Source organism: Mycobacterium colombiense (genome assembly GCF_001665835.1).
In the GTDB taxonomy this organism is placed as follows: Bacteria; Actinomycetota; Actinomycetes; order Mycobacteriales; family Mycobacteriaceae; genus Mycobacterium; species Mycobacterium colombiense_A.
Genome location: NZ_LZSX01000109.1, coordinates 15,670 through 35,710, shown reverse-complemented (window position 1 = coordinate 35,710; position 20,041 = coordinate 15,670). Strand labels below are relative to the sequence as shown.

General features: G+C 66.2%; 18 protein-coding genes. 8 read left to right on the top strand and 10 right to left on the bottom strand.

What is annotated here, in order from left to right; genetic code table 11:
- The first annotated feature begins 72 nt into the window (after positions 1–72).
- Both A5760_RS25720 and A5760_RS25715 read left to right on the top strand, forming a co-directional pair.
- On the top strand, positions 73–1,407 hold the full coding sequence (locus A5760_RS25720) for a magnesium transporter MgtE N-terminal domain-containing protein (RefSeq protein WP_064886133.1): 1,335 nt from the start codon (positions 73–75) through the stop codon (positions 1,405–1,407).
- Positions 1,404–3,089, top strand: coding sequence for an NRAMP family divalent metal transporter (locus tag A5760_RS25715; RefSeq protein ID WP_064886132.1), 1,686 nt, complete (start codon positions 1,404–1,406; stop codon positions 3,087–3,089). The genes A5760_RS25720 and A5760_RS25715 overlap by 4 nt, the downstream gene beginning before the upstream one ends.
- On the opposite strand, the gene A5760_RS25710 is transcribed toward A5760_RS25715, so the two are convergent.
- Positions 3,079–4,101 (bottom strand): TIGR03617 family F420-dependent LLM class oxidoreductase, encoded by a 1,023-nt coding sequence (locus A5760_RS25710; protein WP_064886131.1) that lies wholly within the window; start codon positions 4,099–4,101, stop codon positions 3,079–3,081. The two genes, A5760_RS25715 and A5760_RS25710, sit on opposite strands and share 11 nt — an antisense overlap.
- Positions 4,102–4,370: 269 nt before the next feature.
- Between A5760_RS25710 and phnC the strand changes: the two genes are divergently transcribed.
- From phnC to A5760_RS25690, 4 genes are read left to right on the top strand one after another with little or no spacing between them, the layout of a single operon-like run.
- Positions 4,371–5,135 (top strand): phosphonate ABC transporter ATP-binding protein, encoded by a 765-nt coding sequence (gene phnC, locus A5760_RS25705; RefSeq protein ID WP_064886130.1) that lies wholly within the window; start codon positions 4,371–4,373, stop codon positions 5,133–5,135.
- The gene (gene phnD / locus A5760_RS25700; protein WP_064886128.1) at positions 5,135–6,016 is read left to right on the top strand and encodes a phosphate/phosphite/phosphonate ABC transporter substrate-binding protein; all 882 of its coding nucleotides are present in this window, start codon (positions 5,135–5,137) and stop codon (positions 6,014–6,016) included. The genes phnC and phnD overlap by 1 nt, the downstream gene beginning before the upstream one ends.
- 38 nt (positions 6,017–6,054) lie before the next feature.
- Positions 6,055–6,852 (top strand): phosphonate ABC transporter, permease protein PhnE, encoded by a 798-nt coding sequence (gene phnE, locus A5760_RS25695; RefSeq protein ID WP_064886177.1) that lies wholly within the window; start codon positions 6,055–6,057, stop codon positions 6,850–6,852.
- On the top strand, positions 6,849–7,916 hold the full coding sequence (locus A5760_RS25690) for a phosphonate dehydrogenase (RefSeq protein WP_064886126.1): 1,068 nt from the start codon (positions 6,849–6,851) through the stop codon (positions 7,914–7,916). The genes phnE and A5760_RS25690 overlap by 4 nt, the downstream gene beginning before the upstream one ends.
- A gap of 8 nt (positions 7,917–7,924) precedes the next feature.
- Here A5760_RS25690 and A5760_RS25685 read toward each other — a convergent pair whose 3' ends face one another.
- Both A5760_RS25685 and htpG read right to left on the bottom strand, forming a co-directional pair.
- Positions 7,925–8,140, bottom strand: a complete 216-nt coding sequence (locus A5760_RS25685; protein WP_064886120.1) for a hypothetical protein — start codon at positions 8,138–8,140, stop codon at positions 7,925–7,927.
- Between the two features lie 68 nt (positions 8,141–8,208).
- Complete coding sequence (gene htpG, locus A5760_RS25680; RefSeq protein ID WP_064886119.1) at positions 8,209–10,134, bottom strand: molecular chaperone HtpG; 1,926 nt, start codon at positions 10,132–10,134, stop codon at positions 8,209–8,211.
- A gap of 104 nt (positions 10,135–10,238) precedes the next feature.
- Between htpG and A5760_RS25675 the strand changes: the two genes are divergently transcribed.
- Positions 10,239–10,859, top strand: coding sequence for a TIGR03085 family metal-binding protein (locus tag A5760_RS25675; RefSeq protein WP_064886117.1), 621 nt, complete (start codon positions 10,239–10,241; stop codon positions 10,857–10,859).
- Positions 10,860–10,927: 68 nt separating this feature from the next.
- Here the strand turns inward: A5760_RS25675 and A5760_RS25670 are convergent, their stop codons facing one another.
- The 3 genes from A5760_RS25670 to A5760_RS25660 form a co-directional block, all read right to left on the bottom strand.
- Entirely contained in the window at positions 10,928–12,463 is a 1,536-nt protein-coding gene (locus A5760_RS25670) for a class I adenylate-forming enzyme family protein (protein WP_064886115.1), read from the bottom strand.
- A 19-nt stretch (positions 12,464–12,482) separates the two neighbouring features.
- Positions 12,483–13,325, bottom strand: coding sequence for a thioesterase family protein (locus A5760_RS25665; protein ID WP_064886114.1), 843 nt, complete (start codon positions 13,323–13,325; stop codon positions 12,483–12,485).
- 87 nt (positions 13,326–13,412) lie between these two features.
- Complete coding sequence (locus A5760_RS25660) at positions 13,413–14,126, bottom strand: VIT1/CCC1 transporter family protein (protein WP_064886176.1); 714 nt, start codon at positions 14,124–14,126, stop codon at positions 13,413–13,415.
- 303 nt (positions 14,127–14,429) lie between these two features.
- Here A5760_RS25660 and A5760_RS27490 point away from each other — a divergent pair, with 303 nt between their 5' ends.
- Positions 14,430–15,125: a chitin-binding protein gene (locus A5760_RS27490; protein ID WP_082279628.1), complete on the top strand. Its 696-nt coding sequence runs from the start codon at positions 14,430–14,432 to the stop codon at positions 15,123–15,125.
- A gap of 98 nt (positions 15,126–15,223) precedes the next feature.
- On the opposite strand, the gene A5760_RS25650 is transcribed toward A5760_RS27490, so the two are convergent.
- The 4 genes from A5760_RS25650 to A5760_RS25635 form a co-directional block, all read right to left on the bottom strand.
- The gene (locus tag A5760_RS25650; protein ID WP_064886111.1) at positions 15,224–15,859 is read right to left on the bottom strand and encodes a class I SAM-dependent methyltransferase; all 636 of its coding nucleotides are present in this window, start codon (positions 15,857–15,859) and stop codon (positions 15,224–15,226) included.
- Positions 15,856–16,788, bottom strand: a complete 933-nt coding sequence (locus tag A5760_RS25645; RefSeq protein WP_064886110.1) for a class I SAM-dependent methyltransferase — start codon at positions 16,786–16,788, stop codon at positions 15,856–15,858. Before A5760_RS25645 ends, A5760_RS25650 begins: the two co-directional genes overlap by 4 nt.
- A 159-nt stretch (positions 16,789–16,947) precedes the next feature.
- The gene (locus A5760_RS25640; protein ID WP_064886107.1) at positions 16,948–17,271 is read right to left on the bottom strand and encodes an STAS domain-containing protein; all 324 of its coding nucleotides are present in this window, start codon (positions 17,269–17,271) and stop codon (positions 16,948–16,950) included.
- A complete protein-coding gene (locus A5760_RS25635) occupies positions 17,271–19,844 on the bottom strand; it encodes a SpoIIE family protein phosphatase (protein ID WP_064886105.1) in 2,574 nt (857 codons plus the stop codon). The genes A5760_RS25640 and A5760_RS25635 overlap by 1 nt, the downstream gene beginning before the upstream one ends.
- Between the last annotated feature and the right edge of the window lie 197 nt (positions 19,845–20,041).

Genomic DNA, 20,041 nt, shown 5'->3' with positions numbered 1-20,041 from the left:
GGACATGGCGCCGCGACGCTTACGTCGGGTACTTTGTCCGCGGGTTCGGTCGTACCGCCTTGAGGAGGGAAAATGGCCCTATCGGAGAAGGCGTCCAAGCGGCGCGCCGGGCAACAGGTCATCCATCTCTCGCAGTTGTTGCGCGCCCCGGTGTTGGCCCGCGCCGGAGAAACCGTGGGGCGCGTCGAGGACGTGATCGTGCGGCTGCGCGGCGCCGAAGAGTATCCGCTGGTGGCCGGGATCGTGGCCGGGGTCGGCGGACGCCGGGTTTTCATCGGTGACAAGACCATCGACGAGTTCTCCGCGGACCGAGTTCTGTTGACCAAGAACAAGGTTGACCTTCGCGGGTTCGAACGCCGCGAGGGCGAGGTGCTGTTGCGCACCGATGTGCTGGGCCACCGATTGATTGACGTGGCGACCGTCGAGCTGGTGCGCGCCTACGACGTCGAGCTGGAGCAGACCGGCGAGGGCTGGATGGTCACCCGCTTGGATACCCGCCGTCCACCACGATTGTTCGGGCTGATCAAGCATTCGGGCGGCCACGCGTCTCGCGATTGGAAGGCGTTCGAGCCGCTGATCGGCCACGCGCGCTCCGACGCCGTCCGGCGTCTGTCGGATCGGTTCGGTGACCTCAAGGCCGCCGAGATCGCCGATCTTCTCGAGGAAGCGGACAAGGCCGAGGGCGGCGAGATCCTCGATCGGGTGCACAGCGACCCGGAGTTGGAAGCCGACGTCTTCGAAGAGTTGGATCCGGAAAAAGCCAGCCGGCTGCTCGACGACATGCCGGACATCGAGGTCGCCGCGCTATTGGGCCGGATGCGCGCCGACGATGCCGCCGACGCGATCGCCGACCTGCGCCAGTCACGGCGCCGCCGTGTGCTCGAGCTGATGCCCGCCCCGCAACGCACCAAGGTCATCACCTTGATGGGCTTCAACCCCGAAAGTGCCGGCGGGCTGATGAATGTCGACTCCGTGACGTGTTCGGCCACCGCCACCGCGAGCGAGGCGTTGGCGTTGATTGGCGCCTCGCGCAGCATCCAGCCGGAGGCGCTGATCAAAGTACACGTGCTCGACGAGGACAAGCGTCTTGACGGCGTCGTTTCAGTGATCACCCTGTTGCAGGTCGATCCCGCTGAAAAACTCGGAGCCCTAATGGATTCCGACCCGGTGCGGGTGAACGCCGTCGCGGACCTGACCGATATCGCGCTGCTGATGGCCGATTTCAATCTCTACTCCATCCCCGTCGTCGACGAGCAGGACCGCCTACTCGGGGTGGTGACCGTCGACGACGTGCTGGAGGCCACCATTCCCGAAGACTGGCGCCGCCGCGAGCCCGCGCCGCGCCCGATCCGCGAAATCGCCGCCGACGACCGTGACACACCGCCCACGGGAGGTTCCCCGCAGTGAGTTCGGGCGGCGAGAACACCACCCAGGCCGACGCGCAGGGCGTCGACGTGCAACGCTCCGAGCCGACACCACCGCGGCGCACCGCGGTGCTGGACAGCGCGCATCTGGGTGATATCGAGGGCGCGTTCGGCCGCATCAGCGTCGGGGAAACCGAGCATGCCCGGACCTGGCGGACGCGGCTGCTGACCCTGCTCGCGATCGTCGGACCCGGCATCATCGTGATGGTCGGCGACAACGACGCGGGCGGGGTGGCCACCTACGCCCAAGCCGGCCAGAACTACGGCTATTCGCTGCTGTGGGTGTTGCTGCTGCTGATCCCGGTGCTCATCGTCAACCAGGAAATGGTGGTTCGGCTCGGCGCGGTCACCGGCGTCGGGCACGCCCGGCTGATCAACGAACGTTTCGGCCGTGGCTGGGGCTGGTTTTCGGTGGGCGATCTGTTTTTGCTCAACTTCTTGACGATCGTCACCGAGTTCATCGGCATCAGCCTGGCCGCCGAATACATCGGCATCTCCAAATACGTGGCGGTACCGATCTCGGCGGTGGCGTTGGTGGCGATCATGGCCAGCGGCAGCTTCCGCCGCTGGGAGCGGGCCATGTTCATTTTCATCGCCGTCACGCTGCTGCAGATCCCGATGCTGCTGATGTCACATCCGCAGTGGGTGGACGCGGCGAAGTCGTTTGTGGTGCCCAGCGTTTCGGGCGGCATCAGTTCGGACGCGGTGCTGCTGATCATCGCGATCGTCGGCACCACCGTGGCGCCGTGGCAGCTGTTTTTCCAGCAGTCCAACGTCGTCGACAAGCGCATCACCCCCCGGTTCATGGGCTATGAACGCGCGGATACCGTGCTGGGCGCCTTCGTGGTGGTGGTCGGCGCCGCCGCGCTGATGATGACCGGTGAGTGGGCGGCGCGCTCCACCAACACCATTGGCGGCTTCACCGACGCCGGGGCCACGGCGCATCTGCTGGGCGCGCACCGCCCGATACTCGGCTCGATCTTTGCCATCGTGCTGATGGACGCCTCGATCATCGGAGCCGCCGCGGTGACCCTGGCCACCAGTTACGCCTTCGGAGACGTGTTCGGCCTCAAGCATTCGCTGCACCGTGGCTTCTCCGACGCCAAGCAGTTCTACCTGTCCTACACCGCAATGGTGGCGCTGGCCGCGGTCATCGTGCTGATTCCGGGTGCCCCGCTGGGGTTGATCACCACCGCCGTGCAGGCCCTCGCCGGTCTCCTGCTGCCCAGCGCCAGCGTGTTTCTGCTGCTGCTGTGCAACGACCGAGAGGTGTTGGGGCCGTGGGTAAATCGGTCCTGGCTCAATTGGGTCGCCGGGCTGATCGTGGGCGTCCTGCTGCTGCTATCCGGAATCTTGATGGCTACCACGCTGTTTCCCGACCTCAACGTCGTCGCGGTCGCGGGCTACCTGACGCTGGGGCTGGTCATTCTCGCGGCGGCCGCGGCGCCGATGCTGCGCTGGGTGGCTCGCCGGCAGCCGTCGCGGCCCCAGCCTCAACTTCCGGGGCGCGGCGTCGACCGCAACACCTGGCGCATGCCACCGCTGGCACTGCTCGAGCCGGTCACCTGGTCACCCGGAACGCGGCTCGCGATGATCGCGCTGCGCGCCTATTTGGTGGTCGGGGCGTTGCTGTTGGTGGTCAAGGCCATTCAGCTCAGCCGCTGACCGCCTGTATCCGGCGGGCCACCTCGCCGTACCGCTCGAAGCGGTCCTGATCGGCGACCGAGTTGTACATCACCAACCGCGTCGCCGTTCCCGCGTACTTCGCGGTCAGCGCGTCGGCCAGCCCGTCCCAGGTCGACTCGGTGGCGAAGACCGCGATGTGATCGTCGCTGACCTGGGCCGCCATCCCGGCGTAGTCTCCGGCCTTCTGCCTCTCCCGGATCCGGGCGGTCGTGCCCTCGAAACCCGCCTCGTCCCAGATGAATGCATAGTTGGGTGTGCTCCCGTAGAAAGCCATGCTGGCGCGCACCACCTCGCGCTGCCGGTCGCGCTCTTCATCGGTGTCGCCGACGATTGTCATGACGGGCACGATGATCGCGATGTCCGACGGTGAACGGCCCGCTTTGGCCGCCCCTTCGGCGACCGTCGGCAGCACGTGCCGGGCCAGGTAGCCCGGTTCGCCGATCGGGTGGACGTGAACACCGTCGGCCACCTCGCCCGCCATCCGCAGCATCCACGGATTGACCGCTGCGATATCGACTTTGGGGTCTACAGCGTCGATGGGCCCCGGGCTCCACTGCGGGGTGATGAAGTCGAGATCGTAGAAGTCGCCGTGGTGGTCGAGCGTCCCGGAGCGAAACGCCGCGAAGCACGCCTTCACGGCCAGCAGGTAGTCGCGCAGCCGCGGCCCGGGCCGCTCGAAGGCCGTGCCGTAGCGCCGCACCACGTGGGTGCGCACCTGGGTGCCCAGGCCCAGCCGGAACTTACCCTTGGTGGCCTCCTGCAGTTCCCACGCCGCGGCGGCGGTCACGAACGGACTGCGCGGAAATGCGACAGCGACGCCCGTCGACAATTCGAGATCCGGCGCGGCCTGCGACGCCACGGCGGCATTCAGGTATGCGGTGCGGCCCGTCTCGGTGAACAACAAACCGGAGAACCCGGCGGATTGGGTCCGGCGGGCGAGGTCACCGATTTGGCCGAGCGGCTGGGGAATCGTCATCGCATCGACATGCATGGTGGGAGCGTACGTCGAGCCCCTGCGTCGACTGCGCGCTATCCCACGAAAAGGCAAGGGACCTTACCGTCCAAAGGTGTCTACCAATCGGCCGCGAAACGATCACTGAGTGAACAGTATCGGGGCGCTCGGCGTACAGACGCTAACTTCTCGTGCACTCGAAAGGCTTTCGGCAAGAGGGTGTTTCGAGTTGCACTTGTCGAGTAGCGTAAGCACGTCGCCGGGTTCGGTGTCAATTTGAACGCGCTCGAGCGGGGTCTTGGAGGACTGTGATCCAGCTATACGACGTGAGTGTGCGTTACGAGGCCACGACCGCGTTGCACCCGTTGACACTCGGATTCCCAGCGGGCAGCTTCACCGTCCTGCTTGGCCCGTCAGGGGCGGGCAAGTCGACTCTGCTGCGATGCATGAACCATTTGGTGGTCCCGACCAGCGGCTTCATTGAGGTAGCGGGTATCGGCCCGCTTGACAGCAGCTCGAGGGTCCGTGTGCACCGGCGACGTACCGGCATGATTTTTCAACAACATCAATTGATCGGTCGTCACACCGCCTTGCACAATGCCCTGCTCGGGTGCGTGGCATCAACCAGTGTCCTGCATGGATTTTGGCGGATAAACGACACTGAGACATACCGTGCGCTGGCGGCTCTCGATCGCGTCGGACTGTTATCAAAAGCCATGGTCCGCGCGGATCGACTCAGCGGCGGCGAGCAACAGCGGGTCGGGATCGCCCGGGCGCTGACCCAGCAACCCGACATTGTCCTCGCCGACGAGCCGGTGGCCAGCCTCGACCCGGAAACCGCGATCAGCGTCTTGAGCATGCTCCGCGAAATCTGCCGACAGGATGGCATCACCGCCGTGGTCAGTCTGCACCAGGTCGAGCTGGCCCGACGCTTTGCCGATCGCATAGTCGGGCTGTCAGCCGGCCGCGTGATCGCCGACGCACCGCCTAACCAAATCAACTCCGCCCAGATCGACCGGATTTATCACCGCGCTGACAGCTCCCCGACAGTCCCGACCGCAAAGGAATCCTGATGAAGGCCGCGCGCATCTTGGTAATCGCACTGTTGGCGATCGTTCTCGCCGGTTGTGGGAGCTCCCATAGCCAGACGGCGCCTAACCCGTCATTACTGCGAGTTGCATTGCTGCCCGACGAAAATGCCAACACAGTCATCCAGAACAACCAGCCGTTGAAGAATTACCTGCAATCGAAACTCGGTAAGCAGATCGAGTTGGTGGTCACCACGGATTACTCGTCGATGATCGAGGCGATGCGGCATGGACGGCTGGAGCTGGCCTACTTCGGCCCCTTGTCTTATGTGCTGGCACGATCGAAAGACTCCAGCATCGAACCCTTTGCCGCCGTCGTCGAGCAGCGCGGTGGACCGCCCGTCTATCACGCGCTGGTGATCGGCAATGTCAACCAGGGCATAAACACAATTGCCGACATCAAGGGTAAAACGATGGCCTACGGGGACCCGGCGAGCACCTCGAGCCACCTCATTCCGAAATCGATGCTGGCAGACCAGGGTTTGCGGGCCGGTCAGAACTATCAGGAGCAGTTCGTGGGCGCTCACGACGCGGTCGCTTTAGCGGTGCAGAACGGCAATGCCGCAGGCGGTGGTATCAGCAAACCGATCTTTGAGACCTTGGTGCAAAAGGGCACGATCGATGCGGCCAAGGTGAGGGTCGTCGCCGAGTCGAAGCCATACCCGAACTATCCCTGGACGATGCGAAGCGATCTGGACCCGACGCTCAAGGCCTCCGTCACGAATGCCTTTTTGACCCTTCAGGATCCGGTGGTGCTCAAGCCATTCAAGGCGGTCGCATTTGCGCCAGTGACCGACGCGGACTACGACGTGGTCCGTCAGCTGAGCACACAGCTGGGCATTGACCTTTCTTCGCTCAGCCGATGACGGTCGCAGCGCGACGCGTTCGGCTGAACCCGGAGGCCTTGAACGCCGATTACGCGGCCATCGTGCGCCTCGAGCAACGCCGACGTGTCCGTTTCATCTTGGTTGTTGTCGCGGTCGCTGTGGTCGTGCTCGGTTGCTGCGCCTATGTCGGACTTTTGGACGCTCGCCGGCTCGGCGACGGGGTTCCGGCCCTGTTTTCGCTGATCGGTGAGATGTGGCCGCCGGACTTCAGCCGCGCCGGATCCTGGGTCGCGCCACTCCTGGACACCGTGGCGATGAGCGTCGCGGGAACCTTCATCGCGATCGTCCTGTCGTTTCCGCTTGGACTCGCCGCCGCGCGCAATACAACGCCGCACCCAGTGGTGTACCACGTCGCCAGAACGATTCTGAACGGTCTTCGCGCGGTACCTGAACTCATCATGGGGATCGTATTCGTAGCCGCCGTCGGATTCGGGGCCTTGCCCGGGGTACTGGCGCTCGGACTCCACTCGGTAGGCATGGTGGGCAAGTTCTATGCCGAAGCCATCGAACAGGTCAGCCCGGCCCCGGTTGAAGCCGCACGCGCGGTGGGCGCGCGACCCGCCCAGGTGATCGCGCACGGGTTTCTGCCGCAAGTGCTGCCGCAATTGGCTGGCGTGTCAATCTATCGCTGGGAGTATAACTTTCGGGCCTCGACCGTGCTCGGGCTGGTTGGCGCCGGCGGCATCGGCTTCCAACTCATGGCCGCTTTGCGGGTACTGGAGTACCGGCAGGTTTGCGCCATCATGCTGGTCATCTTGGGAACGGTCACAATCGTGGATGGTCTGAGCGGCTGGATGAGAAGCCGATTCGCATGAATTCGATTCACCCACAGCCGTTTCGGGTCGTCATCACCCATCGGGTTCAGGCGGACGTGCTTGACCTGTTGGGGCAGTCGTGCGAGGTGTCCGCGAACCAAACACCGAACAGCCTCACCCGAACCGAGTTGCTCAGCAGATGCCGCAATGCCGATGCGCTGATGGTGTTCATGCCCGACCACATCGACGCGGAGTTGCTACAGCACAGTCCTCGGCTGCGGATAGTGGCCGGGGCGCTCAAGGGCTACGACAACATCGATCTCGACGCGTGCACGGCACGTGGCATCTGGGTCAGCTATGTCGAAGACCTGCTCACCGGGCCGACTGCCGATCTCGCCGTCGGCCTGTTGATCGCGCTGGACCGCCACTTTCTCGCCGGCGACAGCGTCGTCCGGTCGGGTCAACATCGCGGCTGGCGACCCGAACTTTATGGTGGCGGCCTGGCCGGCAGGCAGGTCGGAATCGTGGGCATGGGCGCCGTCGGACGCGCGGTAGCGGATCGACTGCGCGCATTCGACACACGACTGCTGTATACCGATCCGAAGCCGCTATCAGTCGCGGACGAGAAAAAGCTCAGCGTGCGAGCGGTTACGTTCGAGAACCTGGTGGCGGACAGTACCGCCGTGGTGGTCACGGCGCCGCTCACCGACCACACCCGCCACCTCATCGGACCGGCGGCACTGGCGCGGCTTCCCCAAGGGGCGCTGTTGGTCAACGTCGGCCGCGGGTCAGTGGTCGACGAAGATGCCGTCGCTCGTTCATTGGTGGCAGGTCACCTGGGCGGCTATGCCGCCGACGTCTTCGCTTTTGAGGACTGTTCAGATCGAGATCGTCCGCGAGACATTCCTGCCGATCTGCTCGCGCACGACCGCACCGTGTTCACTCCCCACCTGGGTTCGGCCGTCCGCGAGGTGCGCCGCCTAATCGAACTCGCCGCGGCGCGAAGCATTCTCGATGTTCGCGACGGCAAGCGACCCGCCATTGCGGCGAACGTCATCGCAGCGTCAGGGACTGGCGGCGCTGACCACCAAAATCGATCCGAGCTTTTCGACAAAGACTTCTGACGCGACTTTCACCGTTTGGTTGGCCGGTGGCTCACCGGCGCGGTGAAGCCTTCGGTGTCATCGAAGAACGCCCATCGCCCGTCGTCGTTGACCTCCATGCGCCAACCCAGCTCGGTATTGCCGCCAACGGAGTTGACGAACCAGGCGTACGCGGCCTCCGCGTTGGCAAAATTCTTCGTCGCGACGACCCGGCCATGTGGGTCGATAACGCGAAACTCAGGCATGGGATATAAGTATCCCTGCCAGCGAGTTTTCAATCCCGAAAATGGCCCATTTGCGGGTAAACGCCGGGTTACACCGTGCGAGCTAACCGGTCGGCGAGTATCTCGGCAAACCTTGCCGGATCGTCGAGCGCGCCGCCTTCGGCAAGAAGTGCTGTGCCGTAGAGCAATTCCGCGGTCTCCGCGACCGAGGGGTCGTCGCTGCGGTCCTGGTGGGCTCGGCGCAGGCCGGTGACGAGCGGGTGGTTGGGGTTGAGTTCGAGGATCCGCTTGCCCACCGGAATGTCCTGCCCGGAAGCGCGGTACATGCGCGCGAGCGCCGGTGTGATCCCGAAGGCGTCGGTGATCAGGCAGGCCGGCGAGTCCGTCAGGCGGGTTGACAGCCGGACCTCCTTGACGTGGTCGGTCAAGGTGTACTTCAGCCAGGCGAGCAGGTCGGCGAATTCCTTCTGCTGCTCCTCACGCTCGGCCTCGCTCTCGTCGCCGTCCGCGCTGAGGTCCACCTCGCCTTTGGCGATGGACTGCAGCGGCTTGCCGTCGAACTCCGTCACCGTGCCCACCCAGACCTCGTCGACCGGATCGGTGAGCAGGAGCACCTCATAGCCCTTGGCCTTGAACGCCTCGAGGTGCGGCGACTTCAGGATCTGCTGACGCGACTCCCCCGTGGCGTAGAAGATCTGCGTCTGGCCCTCCTTCATCCGCTCGACGTACTGGGCGAGCGTGGTGGCCTCCTCCTCGCTGTGCGTCGAGGCGAAGGAGGAGATCTGCAGCAGCGTCTCCTGGTTGTCGAAGTCCGACAGCAGGCCTTCCTTGACGACCCGGCCGAATTGGGTCCAGAAGGTGCGGTAGTCCTCCGGGCGCTCGGACTGCAGATCCTTGATCGTGGCGAGCACCTTCTTGGTCAACCGCCGCCGGATGGCCTTGATCTGCCGATCCTGTTGCAGGATCTCGCGCGACACGTTGAGCGACATGTCCTGCGCGTCAACGACGCCCTTGACGAAGCGCAGGTATTCCGGCATGAGCTCGTCGCAGTCGCCCATGATGAACACGCGCTTGACGTACAGCTGGATCCCGGTCTGGCCGTCCCGGTTGAACAGGTCGAACGGCGCGTGCGACGGGATGAACAGCAGCGCCTGGTACTCGAAGGTGCCCTCCGCCCGCATCGCGATGACCTCGAGCGGGTCGTCCCAGGCGTGCCCGATGTGCTTGTAGAACTCCTTGTACTCCTCCTCGGAGACCTCTTCTTTGGGCCTGGCCCACAGGGCCTTCATCGAGTTGAGCGTCTCGGTCTCGATAGTGACGGTCTCCTCGCCGCCCTCCTCGGTGGCGGGGGTGCGACGTTCGACCTCCATCCGGATGGGCCAGGCGATGAAGTCGGAGTACCTCTTGACCAGGCTCCTGATCTTGAACTCCGCGGTGTAGTCGTGCAGCTCGTCCTCGGCGTCCTCGGGCTTGAGGTGCAGGACGACCGACGTCCCCTGCGGGGCGTCGTCGACCGATTCGATGGTGTAGGTGCCCTCGCCGCTCGATTCCCACTTGGTCGCGTCGCTCTCGCCGGCCTTGCGAGTGAGCAGTTCGACCTTGTCGGCGACCATGAAGCTGGAATAGAAACCGATACCGAACTGACCGATGAGTTCCTGGGAGGCGGCGGCGTTCTGCGCCTCTCGTAGTTGCTTGCGCAGCTCGGCGGTGCCGGACTTGGCCAGCGTGCCGATCAGATCGATCACTTCGGCTCGGGTCATCCCGATGCCGTTGTCGCGGATGGTCAGGACGCGCGCATGCTTGTCCACGTCGATCTCGATGTGCAGGTCGGAGGTGTCGACGTCGAGGTCCTTGTTGCGGAACGCCTCCAGCCGCAGCTTGTCCAAGGCGTCGGAAGCATTGGAGATCAGCTCCCGCAGGAACGAGTCCTTGTTGGAGTAGACGGAGTGGACCATCAGATCCAGCAGTTGCCGAGCCTCTGCCTGAAACTCCAACTGCTCGACGTGCGCGCTCATGAGATTCCCTTCGACAGCATGACGTTTCAAATTTACCGAGCCGCCGATCACTGGTGTCCGGTGGACCCGTCCTCTTCGCGGGCGACCGGCTCTAGGCTGAACGCATGTCTGTTGCTCAACGCGAACGTGCCGCCCTTGTGGAAACCATGCGCGGCGTCGGGCCGGACGCGCCCACCCTGTGCGAGGGATGGAAGACCCGGGACCTGGCCGCCCACCTGGTGATCCGCGAGTACCGCCCCGATGCGGCGCCCGGCATCCTGATCCCCTTCCTCGCGTCTCACACCGAGAAGGTGCAGAACCAGGTGGCCGAGCAGAACGACTGGGACGAGCTGGTCGGCAAGCTCGCCGCCGGCCCGCCGGTCTACTCGCCGTTCAAATTGCTCGACCCGGTGGCCAATGTTGCCGAGATGTTCATCCACCACGAGGACGTCCGCCGCGCGCAGCCGAGCTGGCAGCCGCGCTCCCTGGAGCCCGCCCTGGGCAAGATGCTGCGGCGCACCCTGCCGTTGATGGCCCGGCTCACCCTCGCGAAGGTGCCCGGCCGGGTGGCGTTGCGTACCTCTGAGGGCAAGACGGTGCTCACCGCCGGTCAGGGGCCGGCGGTGACGGTCACCGGGGCGCCCGAGGAGTTACTGCTGTTCGCCGTGGGGCGACAGGCGCAGGTCGAATTCGACGGTGATGCCGCGGCGGTGCAGGCCGTCCGCGACGCGCCCAAGGGGCTGTAGGGGCCGGCGCTGTTGGCACCATGCTGACGTCGTGAAACGTGCTAGCGCATGCGCTATCGAGTCCCTGCTTACCCGAATGCCTGCCGCAGGTCCTTTTTGATCACCTTGCCGAATTGGTTGCGCGGCAGCGTGTCGACGACCACCAGGTGCTCGGGGTGCTTGTATCGGCTGAGCCCTCGTGATTGACAGTGTCGCACAAGGGATTCCAATGACAGACCGTCGTCCGTCGCGGGTACCACGACGGCGCAGACGCGTTCGCCGGTGCGCGGGTCGGGAATCCCGATGACGGCGACATCGGCCACGGCGGGATGGGTGGCGAGCGCATTCTCGATTTCGAGGGCCGAGATGTTTTCGGCATTGCGGATGATCGCGTCCTTGGTGCGGCCGGTGACGCGGACATTGCCATTGGCATCGATCAGGCCCAGATCGCCTGTGCGCAACCAGCCGTCGCCGTCGAACGCGTCGGCGTCAAGCGTCGGGTCGGCGTAGCCCAGGAAGCACTGGGGTCCCTTGAGCCGCAGCTCCCCTTCTTGTCCGGCGCCCAGCTCGACGCCGTGGCTGTCGACCGCGCGGACCTGGACCCCCGGTACCGGCGGCCCAACGGTATGGTCGAGCACCTCGGGCGCTGCGGTCAGTGGGGGCGAAGTCGCGCACGGAAACTCGGTCATCCCCCAGGCGTTGGCGATTCCGGCCAGGCCGAAGGTCTCGCGGACCTGGCGCCCCAGTTCGGCGGTGACGGGTGCGCCTCCGGCCAGGCAGCCCCGGACCGAGGGAAACAGCGGCCGATCACCCTGGGCGCGTTGGGCTTCGAGAAAGGCGACGAAGAATGGGGTCGCGGTGCCCAGGAAGGTCGGATTGTGCGCGGCGATGGCCCACGGCGTGGTGGCCGGGTCGAAGGCCTCGAACAGGGCCAACCGCATACCGGTCAGCAACGCGGTGGCCAGCATCGCGGCCCCGCCGATATGCGCGATCGGGAAGGCGATCGGATCCACGTCGCTGCTGTTGGCCCCCACCATGCCCACCACTCCCGCCGAGCCGGCGATGACGGACGTGTCGGTATGACGGATCCCCTTGGGGGCCGCCGTGGTTCCCGAGGAGTAGTAGATCCAGCGAGCGTCGGCGGCGGATGCCGGTGGCGCGGGGAGGGCCTCGGCGGCGCCGGCGCCGGGCAGCCGCAGCCGGCCGGCGGTTGGCGGCGTTGCCAGGTCGAGGGTGATGACCTCGAAGCCCCTGCCCGCCGATAATCCCCGAGCCAGCCCACCGTGATCGAATCCGCGCCAAAGCTCCGGGGCCACAAAGAATTCGGTGTCCAGCTGGCCGGTGATGAAGCCGACCTCGCTTTCCCGCAGTATCGGGATGATGGGGTTCTGCACCGCACCGAGTCGCGTCAGTGCGGCCATCACCACCATGGTTTCCAGCGTGGTGGGCAGCTGCCAGGACACGACGGTTCCCGGGCCAATGCCACGTTCGGCCAGGGCGGCGGCGGTCGCGCACGCGGCATCGTGCAGCTGACGCGCGGTCAGGCTGCGCCCGTACTCGTCGGCGAGAAGCGGCCGGCTCGATCCCCGCTGCGCCGCATCGGCAATCAATGCCCAGAACGTCACCGTGCCTACCCTTCCGCCCTCACCCGGCTGACGGATCGGTGGAGGGCGGTCGAAATCCCGAGTGCGCGATCGCGACGGACACGCCGGTGCCGATCGGCCCCTTCGCGTCCACCAGGACCGCCGAGCCGCTGGCCACCCCGTCGTGACTGTGATGCGTCAGCGAGGCGAGCCCGATATGGTCGCCCTCGGGCAGCCGGCTGAGCGTGAGCGTGTAGTCGACATTGATGAACTGCAGGGAGTTGGTGCCCCAGTTGGCAATCGAGGCCGTGATATCACCGGCCATCGCCACTCGGGTGAAGGCGGTGAGCGGTTCGTCGTCGATCAACGGGCGCGTCTCGTGTATCCACGTGTATTTCGGGCCATCGGTCTGGGGCCAGTCGGGATCGGGGTTCTGCACATCGGCGCCCCAGCCGTAGGTTCGCATGAACAGCGTCGAGTAGGCCTCGTCCAGCGGGATCGGGGGCATCTGCACCGGCGGTGACCAGACGTGGCCCTCGGGCTGCGCGCCGCGCCGCAGAAACAGCGCGCTCGCCTGCGCCACCGGGGCGTCGTCTTGGATGATCACGGTCTCGACCAGCCGCAACCGGCGCCGGTCCTGTCGGACCTGCGTGTGCACCTCGAGCGGCGCCAACGCCGTTGGCCGGGGCAGATCGACGGTCAACCGCGCCGGTTGCAGTTGCGGGTCCTGAACCGCCTCCTCGACCGCCCACGCCAAGAGTCCGCCGACGACATGGCCGCTGAGCGATGGACCCCATCCGCCGCGCGCGATTTTGGTTGGCACGAAGTATTTTTCGTCGCGCTCAAAGTACGGCACCGATTCTGCCCATTGAGCTTCTTCCGGCACGATATTGGGCTCGGCCACTGCATGACCCTCCGCGTGATGGGATTCGCGGGCTCTGCTGAGGACCGCAACTGTCGATGTTACAGTTGCGCTTCCAGTCGCCGGACGTCAGCCGAGTGCGGCGCCCACCAGATGACCGATCGCGTACGTGACCGCCAACGCAAGACTGCCACCAATGGCGTTGCGCAGCATTGCGCGGCCCTTCGGCGCTCCGCCCAAACCGGCGGAGACCGCACCGGTGATCACCAGCGCGATCAGTACCGCCGCGACGGTGACCGGGACCCGCCACGTCGTGGGCGGAGCCAGGATCGCGATCAACGGCAACAGGGCACCAATCGCGAACGAGAGCGCCGACGAGGATGCCGCCTGCCAGGGGTTCGTCAGCTCGTCGGGGTTGATGCCGAGTTCGACCTCGGCGTGGGCGAGCAGCGGATTGTGGTCGGTGAGTTCCTCGGCCACGGTACGCGCGGTCGCCGGCGTCAGGCCCTTCGCCTCGTACAGCACGGCGAGCTCATCCAGTTCCGCGATGGGATCATCACGCAGTTCGCGACGCTCCTGGCTCAACAGCGCCTTCTCGGTGTCGCGCTGGGTGCTCACGGAGACGTATTCACCCAGCGCCATCGACACCGCTCCGGCGACCAGTCCGGCGCTGCCGGCGGTCAATATGGGGGCGCGTTCGGCGGTGGCCGCCGCGACCCCCACGACGATGCCCGCGGTGGAGACGATCCCGTCATTGGCGCCCAGGACGGCCGCGCGCAGCCAATTCAGCTTCGACGACACCGAACCGACGTGGGGTTCGTGCGGATGTGACGCACTCGGCACGGGCGCAACCATATAGAGGAAAACCCTGGCCGACTAGCCAACATAGCCTTCCCAAACCGGCCCGCACGCCGGCAGAAAAACGCCTCGATCCGCGGCCAAAACGCCTGGTGCCGGGGGGTGCGGCAGCCGCTGCGCCCCCGCGGTGATGTGTGGCACACCACCGTTGGGTGGAGTGCCTGGCCAAAAGCTCTGCATGGGCGAGTCACAGCTAGTCCATAGGAAGGCTATTTAGCGTCGGGGGTGTAAAGGGGGGTGTTCCAAGGAACTTCCTTGCAAAAATCCCTAGTGGATAGGTGAAGCATCATGAAGTTGAAGCAACTTGTCGGAGGGGTGACCATCGCCGGCGCGCTCAGCGCTGCGGCCCTGGGAATGGGCGCCGGGCTTGCCAACGCTGCTCCCGGGGCGCCACAGCCTCCGGGTAATCATGGCGGGCCGGCGGCGCCTGGCGGTGGCCACGCGCCCACCGGTCCCAACGATCCTGGCGGTCCCGGTGGCCCGGGTGGTCCCGGCGGCCCCGGTGATCACCCCGGCGGCCCCGGTGGCCCTGGCGGACCGCCGCCCGGTGGACCCGGTCACCCGGGCGGCCCCGGCGGGCCTGGTGATCACCCCGGCGGCCCCGGTGGCCCGGGCGGACCCGGCGACCATCCCGGCGGCCCAGGTGGCCCGGGCGGACCCGGCGACCACCCCGGCGGGCCTGGTGGCCCTGGCAATCACCCCGGTGCTCCCGGCGGATTCGGTGGACCGGATCCTCACCCCGGTGGCCCATGGCATGGAGACGGCCAGCGCGGCTACTTCCATGGCGCACCGTGGGGCGACGGACCCGGACCGTGGGGCGCAGGCGAGCCGCCGCGGCCGGCATGGGATCGACCGCTTCCCCCGCCCGGTGGGCGCTGGGACTACGGCCCGATCAACTACTGGGGCTACCAGGAAACCCCAATCTGGGATCCCGGTTTCAACCAGTGGGGCTTCTGGCTCTTCGGAGTGTGGATCCCGCTGTGATCGATAGCTGACAAGACGCCCGCTTCGCCGATTGGCGAAGCGGGCGTTGTCGGTTGTATGGCTTTGGCGCCGAGCGGTTTTCACGCCCGACACGGCGCTCAGCTTTTCGTGCCGACAGTCAACAGGTCGGGCACGAGCGCCGTCCACACCGGTCGCGGGACCCGGTGTTGATCGGTGATCACGAACCCGGCGTTTTCGAACAGCGTCCGCATCTCGGGCGCGGATGCGTTGTGTTGCGGCTTCCACCGAGAGCCCGCGGCGGACTGCAGCCGCGGTTGCCGCGTACTCAGCGCCGAAACGGCCACCAGGCCGCCGGGCGCCAGCACACGATGGAATTCACGCAATGCCGCCGGCTGGTCGAAGAAGTGGAAGGCCGAAGTCGTCACAACGGCATCGAGGGCGCCGTCGTCAAACGGAAGCTGCTCGGCCGGGCCACGCAGCCACTGCACCCGATTCGACCTGGCACGAGCCTGACCGAGCATGCCGTCGGACATGTCGACGCCATAGATCTCGTCGGGCTGCAGTTCACGCTGGATCCGGTCGCTCAAAATGCCGGTACCGCAGGCGATATCGGCGATCTTGCGCGCGCCGTGGTTGCGCAGCTGGGCTATCACCTCGTTGTGCGGAGGCCGGTACACCCACTGTTGCAGGAAGGGCAGATCGTATGCCGGCGCCAGGAAGCTCCATATCCGCGTAACGGCCTCGTTGAGCCCCCGCCGCTGCGGTGCCGTCATTTACTCAGCACCGAGCTGTAGTAGATGGTGTCGGCCACCGACACCGAGTCGTTGGTCTGCCGGATCGCATCGAGACCGGAGTCGGCCAACAGCTCAGTCATCCGAATGCCGTCCGACTGCCATCCCAGGTTGTCCAGATAGGCGGCGACGTCATTGCGCTCGCCCTGATAGCCGAGCTCGCCGAATTCCAGGTCGAAGCCATGCTCACGCCATTTCGCGGTGGCCCGTTGCATCATCTCCTGGGCTTTCTCCGTGTCTGCCTCGGACATATCTGGAATAGCTTCGCACGCCAGCCGGCTGCCGTCAGCGCTGAGTGCGGTGATGTTGTCCAGCAGGCGATCTTGCGCCTCCGGCGGCAGGTACCCGAAGAGGCCCTCCGCGATCCATGCCGTGGGCTGGCTCTTGTCAAAGCCGGCCTCTGTCAACGCCTTTGGCCAGTCATTGCGCAGGTCGACGGCGACCGTGCGCAGCTCGGCCTGGGGTGCGGCGCCCAGCTGGGCCAGCGCGGCGGCCTTGAATTCGATCACCTGCGGCTGGTCGATCTCGAACACGGTCGTGTCGGCCGGCCACGCCAACCGGTAGGCCCGCGCGTCGAGGCCCGATGCCAGAATCACGGCCTGCCGGATCCCGGCCTGCGTCGCGGCGTGGAAGAACGAGTCGAAGAATCGGGTCCGGGCGGCCATCGCGGCGGGCATGTGTTCGAGCTTCCAGCCCGATTCGTGGTCGTCGACGTCGGCGGCCACCAGGTCGCCGGAGACCCAGCGAGTGAAGAAGTCCACCCCGACGGCACGAACCAGCGGCTCGGCGAAGCGGTCTTCGATCAGCGGGTTGTCGGCGTTGGTCGCGATGGCTCGTGCGGCTGCGACCATCGTCGCGGTCGCGCCCACACTGGTCGCCAAATCCCAGGTGTCGTTGTCTGTGCGTGGCATGCGGCTGTTGTCCCCCTCGGAATCACCAGGTTACTTAGCCGGTATAACGACTGGCGGGCACGTGGAGTTCCCGCGCCCCGCCGTTCAGCCAGTTCGCCAGTCCGAGCGTCGCGTTGCGAGCAAGAATCACTTCGATGCGAACTTGATGTTCTTGGTGCGTCACTGCCCCGCTGTCGGCGCGGCTTGAACGCTAGTCAGCTCGCTCAGGCCGCTTATCCTGAGGACGGGCATCAGGATCGGGTGGGCGACGATCTCGATATGGTCGGCGTGGCTGGCGAGGACGCTGATCGCGGCGCTGTCCAGGTACTCCACGGCGCTGAGGTCAACGAGCAACGTCTCGTCGCCGCCGGTGGCCTCGGTCGCGGCGCTGGCCAACGCCAGATTGAACGCATCGATATTGCTCAGGTCGATTTCCCCCGCGACGACCAGCACGAACTTCCCGCCGCTGCCGCGCGCGGTGTCGAGCGTGAGCGGGGTGGTCATCAGGTGATCCTCGTGGATAGGTGCACTGTGGTTCCGTCGGTGTCGGGCCGGATGTCGACATCGTGCATCAGACTTCGCATCAGCGGAATCCCGCGGCCGCGATCCGGGTGGGAAGACCGTTGCGGAGCCTTCCACGTGCCCGTGTCGGTGATGGTCAACTGGACCTCGTCACCGAGTGCGACCGCTCCCAGGCGAATCGTGCCCTGCGGCCTATGACGGTGACCGTGCTCGATGGCGTTGGCGACGGCTTCCCCGGCGGCAACGAGCACGTTCAAGGTTTGGTCGGCGTCCAACCGGGCCCGGGTCAGCCAGTTGCGCAAGGCAGTGCGGGCGGGCGCAAGTTGACCGATGTCGGCGGGAAACTTCAGCTCTAACGGGGCCGGGTGGCGGTAGAGCAGCAGCACGACGTCGTCCTGGTACCCGCCGAAAGGCGCGACGCGGGACATGACCTGATTGGCCAGATCCTCCAGGGTCAATGCGCGCGAATCCTGGGCGACGCCGGCGACACGGGAGATGCCGTGATCCAGCGGAACCCGGCGGCGTTCGACCAGACCGTCGGTGTAGAGCACCAGCGTCGAACGCGCCGGGATGGTCACACGGGCCTCCGGTCGAATCCAGTTGCCCCGTATCCCCAACGCGATGGTGTGACCCTCGTCGAGTATCTGGGTGCTGCCGTCACCGTGCACCAGGATGGGCGGCGGATGACCGGCGCTGGAGTAGACCAGTTCACCGGTCTCAGGGGTGAGCACCGCGCAGACCGCGGTGGTGCACTGCGCACCGGGCAGCCGTGCAGCGAAGCGGTCCATCCCCGCGAGCGCTGCACCAGGACTTGGGTTTTCGAACAGCAGAGCGCGACAGGCGCTACGCACCTGGCCCATCACGGTGGCGGCGGCGAGGCCGTGACCGACGCAGTCACCGACGATCAACGCGATGCGCCCGTCATCCAGATCGACGATGTCGTACCAGTCACCGCCCACCTGGAGGGGCCGCGTCGCGGCCTGGTAGCGCACCGCGAACCCGTGGGGCAGATCCGCGGGCCCCAGGATGGCGTGCTGTAGGGCCAGCGCGGTCTCGCGCTGCTGATCGACCTGGTGCACCCGCTGCAAACCCTGGCCGAGGCGGCCGGCCAGCACGGTGAGCAAGGTCTGGTCCTCGAGGGTGAACGGGCGCTGCGCCGTCAGATCCATCCAGACCACGAGCACGCCCTCGGGATGCTGCAGCGCAATGCCCGCCGTTCCGGGTTGCGTCGCACTGGGGGTCAGCAGCTCGCCGTCGCGCAATGATCTGAGCGCCAGCTGGATGTCCGATGGCAGGTCGTCCCACTGCGCGGGTTCGCCGACAGACACCACCTGCGGTGCACCGAAGGTGGTGTCCAGGGAGGACGACGTCTGCCTCGGGAAGGTGACGGCCAGGACGCGGCGTGCCCGCCAGAGCCGGCGCAGTTCCTCCGCGGCGGCTTTCACCGCGTCATCGACGGTGTCGGCTTCGGCGAGTTCCTGGTTGAGCGCGTGTTCGCGGCCCGCCGCCAACGCCAGGGCGATCGCCGCGTGCCGGGCGAAGTCGCTGACCAGTTCGAGGTAGTCGCTGCCGAACACCGGCTGGTGCGGGTCGCGCGCGACGGCGATGACGCCGAGCACCGCGTCGTCCGCGATCAGCGGCATGACGATCGCCGAACGTTCACCGACATCGGTGAAGCCCTCGATCGGGTATTGGAAGGAATCGGTGATCAGCGGCAGCCCGCGCCGGGCCACGCCACCGGTGGTCGAGCCGTCCATCGGAACCTGTCGGCCGATCACCTCCGAGGAGTACCGGCCCGCGGTCGCGGCCACGACCAGGGCGTCGACTTGGTCGACGGGCAAATCGGCCTCCCGGGGAACCAGCAGAATGGCCTGCTCGGCGCCGGCCAGCTCCAGCGCCCGGTTCACGATGAGCTGCAACGGCCCTGTCTGCGGATCGCCGGACAGCAGCGCGGTGGTGATCTCGCGGCTGGCCTTCGTCCATTTCGCCGATTCGCGCTCGCGCTCGAAGAGTCGGGCGTTGTCGATGGCGGCGGCCGCGGCCGTGGCCATGGCGCGCACGGCACCTTCCTGCGAGTTGGAGAAGACACGGTCCGGCCGGTCGTCGGCCAGGTACAGGCTGCCGAAGTTGGCCGCCCGCACGGTGATCGGGATGCCGAGGAGCGCATGCATCGGCGGGTCGTGTCCGGGCAACACGCGGGTCGCGGGATGGGAATTCAGATCGTCGACGCGCAGGCCATCGCCGACCGGAAGATCGCCGAGCCGCCGTGCAGTCTCAGCGTCGATCCCCGCGTACACGAAAGAAACGAGGGTGCCGTCGGCTGCGTGGATGCCGAGGGCCGCGTAGCGGGCACCGGTCAGCTCCATCGCGGCTTTGAGGACACGTTGCAGCGTGACCTCCAGGTCCAGATCGGAGCCGATCTCGACGATGACCCGCACCAGTTGTTCCATCTGGTCACGCGCCGCCACCAGCTCATCGAGCTGGTCATGCATCCGGCTCACCAGTTCGCGCCGGCCCTGCCAGGTGAAGGCGGAGTCACTCCGGCCGCTGTCCATAGGTACCAACCGTAAACGGTCGGATGAACACGGATGTTCGGTATCTGGACGAGCCCAGCACGACAAGGCCTTGCTAGCGCACCAATCGGTGAGGACCGGCGCAGTAGCTGGTAGACATCCATCGAGGTCACGGGAGGTTGGGGCCGGACAACGAACTGCAGGCAGCGTGGCTTTACCCGATCTTGACCGAGTATTGA

Excerpts from the sequence above, each read along its gene's own strand:
- A5760_RS25720 (WP_064886133.1), top strand. The coding sequence starts at position 73 with ATGGCCCTATCGGAGAAGGCGTCCAAGCGGCGCGCCGGGCAACAGGTC.
- A5760_RS25710 (WP_064886131.1), bottom strand. The coding sequence starts at position 4,101 with ATGCATGTCGATGCGATGACGATTCCCCAGCCGCTCGGCCAAATCGGT.
- phnD (WP_064886128.1), top strand. The coding sequence starts at position 5,135 with ATGAAGGCCGCGCGCATCTTGGTAATCGCACTGTTGGCGATCGTTCTC.
- A5760_RS25690 (WP_064886126.1), top strand. The coding sequence starts at position 6,849 with ATGAATTCGATTCACCCACAGCCGTTTCGGGTCGTCATCACCCATCGG.
- A5760_RS25685 (WP_064886120.1), bottom strand. The coding sequence starts at position 8,140 with ATGCCTGAGTTTCGCGTTATCGACCCACATGGCCGGGTCGTCGCGACG.
- htpG (WP_064886119.1), bottom strand. The coding sequence starts at position 10,134 with ATGAGCGCGCACGTCGAGCAGTTGGAGTTTCAGGCAGAGGCTCGGCAA.
- A5760_RS25675 (WP_064886117.1), top strand. The coding sequence starts at position 10,239 with ATGTCTGTTGCTCAACGCGAACGTGCCGCCCTTGTGGAAACCATGCGC.
- A5760_RS27490 (WP_082279628.1), top strand. The coding sequence starts at position 14,430 with ATGAAGTTGAAGCAACTTGTCGGAGGGGTGACCATCGCCGGCGCGCTC.
- A5760_RS25650 (WP_064886111.1), bottom strand. The coding sequence starts at position 15,859 with ATGACGGCACCGCAGCGGCGGGGGCTCAACGAGGCCGTTACGCGGATA.
- A5760_RS25645 (WP_064886110.1), bottom strand. The coding sequence starts at position 16,788 with ATGCCACGCACAGACAACGACACCTGGGATTTGGCGACCAGTGTGGGC.
- A5760_RS25640 (WP_064886107.1), bottom strand. The coding sequence starts at position 17,271 with ATGACCACCCCGCTCACGCTCGACACCGCGCGCGGCAGCGGCGGGAAG.
- A5760_RS25635 (WP_064886105.1), bottom strand. The coding sequence starts at position 19,844 with ATGGACAGCGGCCGGAGTGACTCCGCCTTCACCTGGCAGGGCCGGCGC.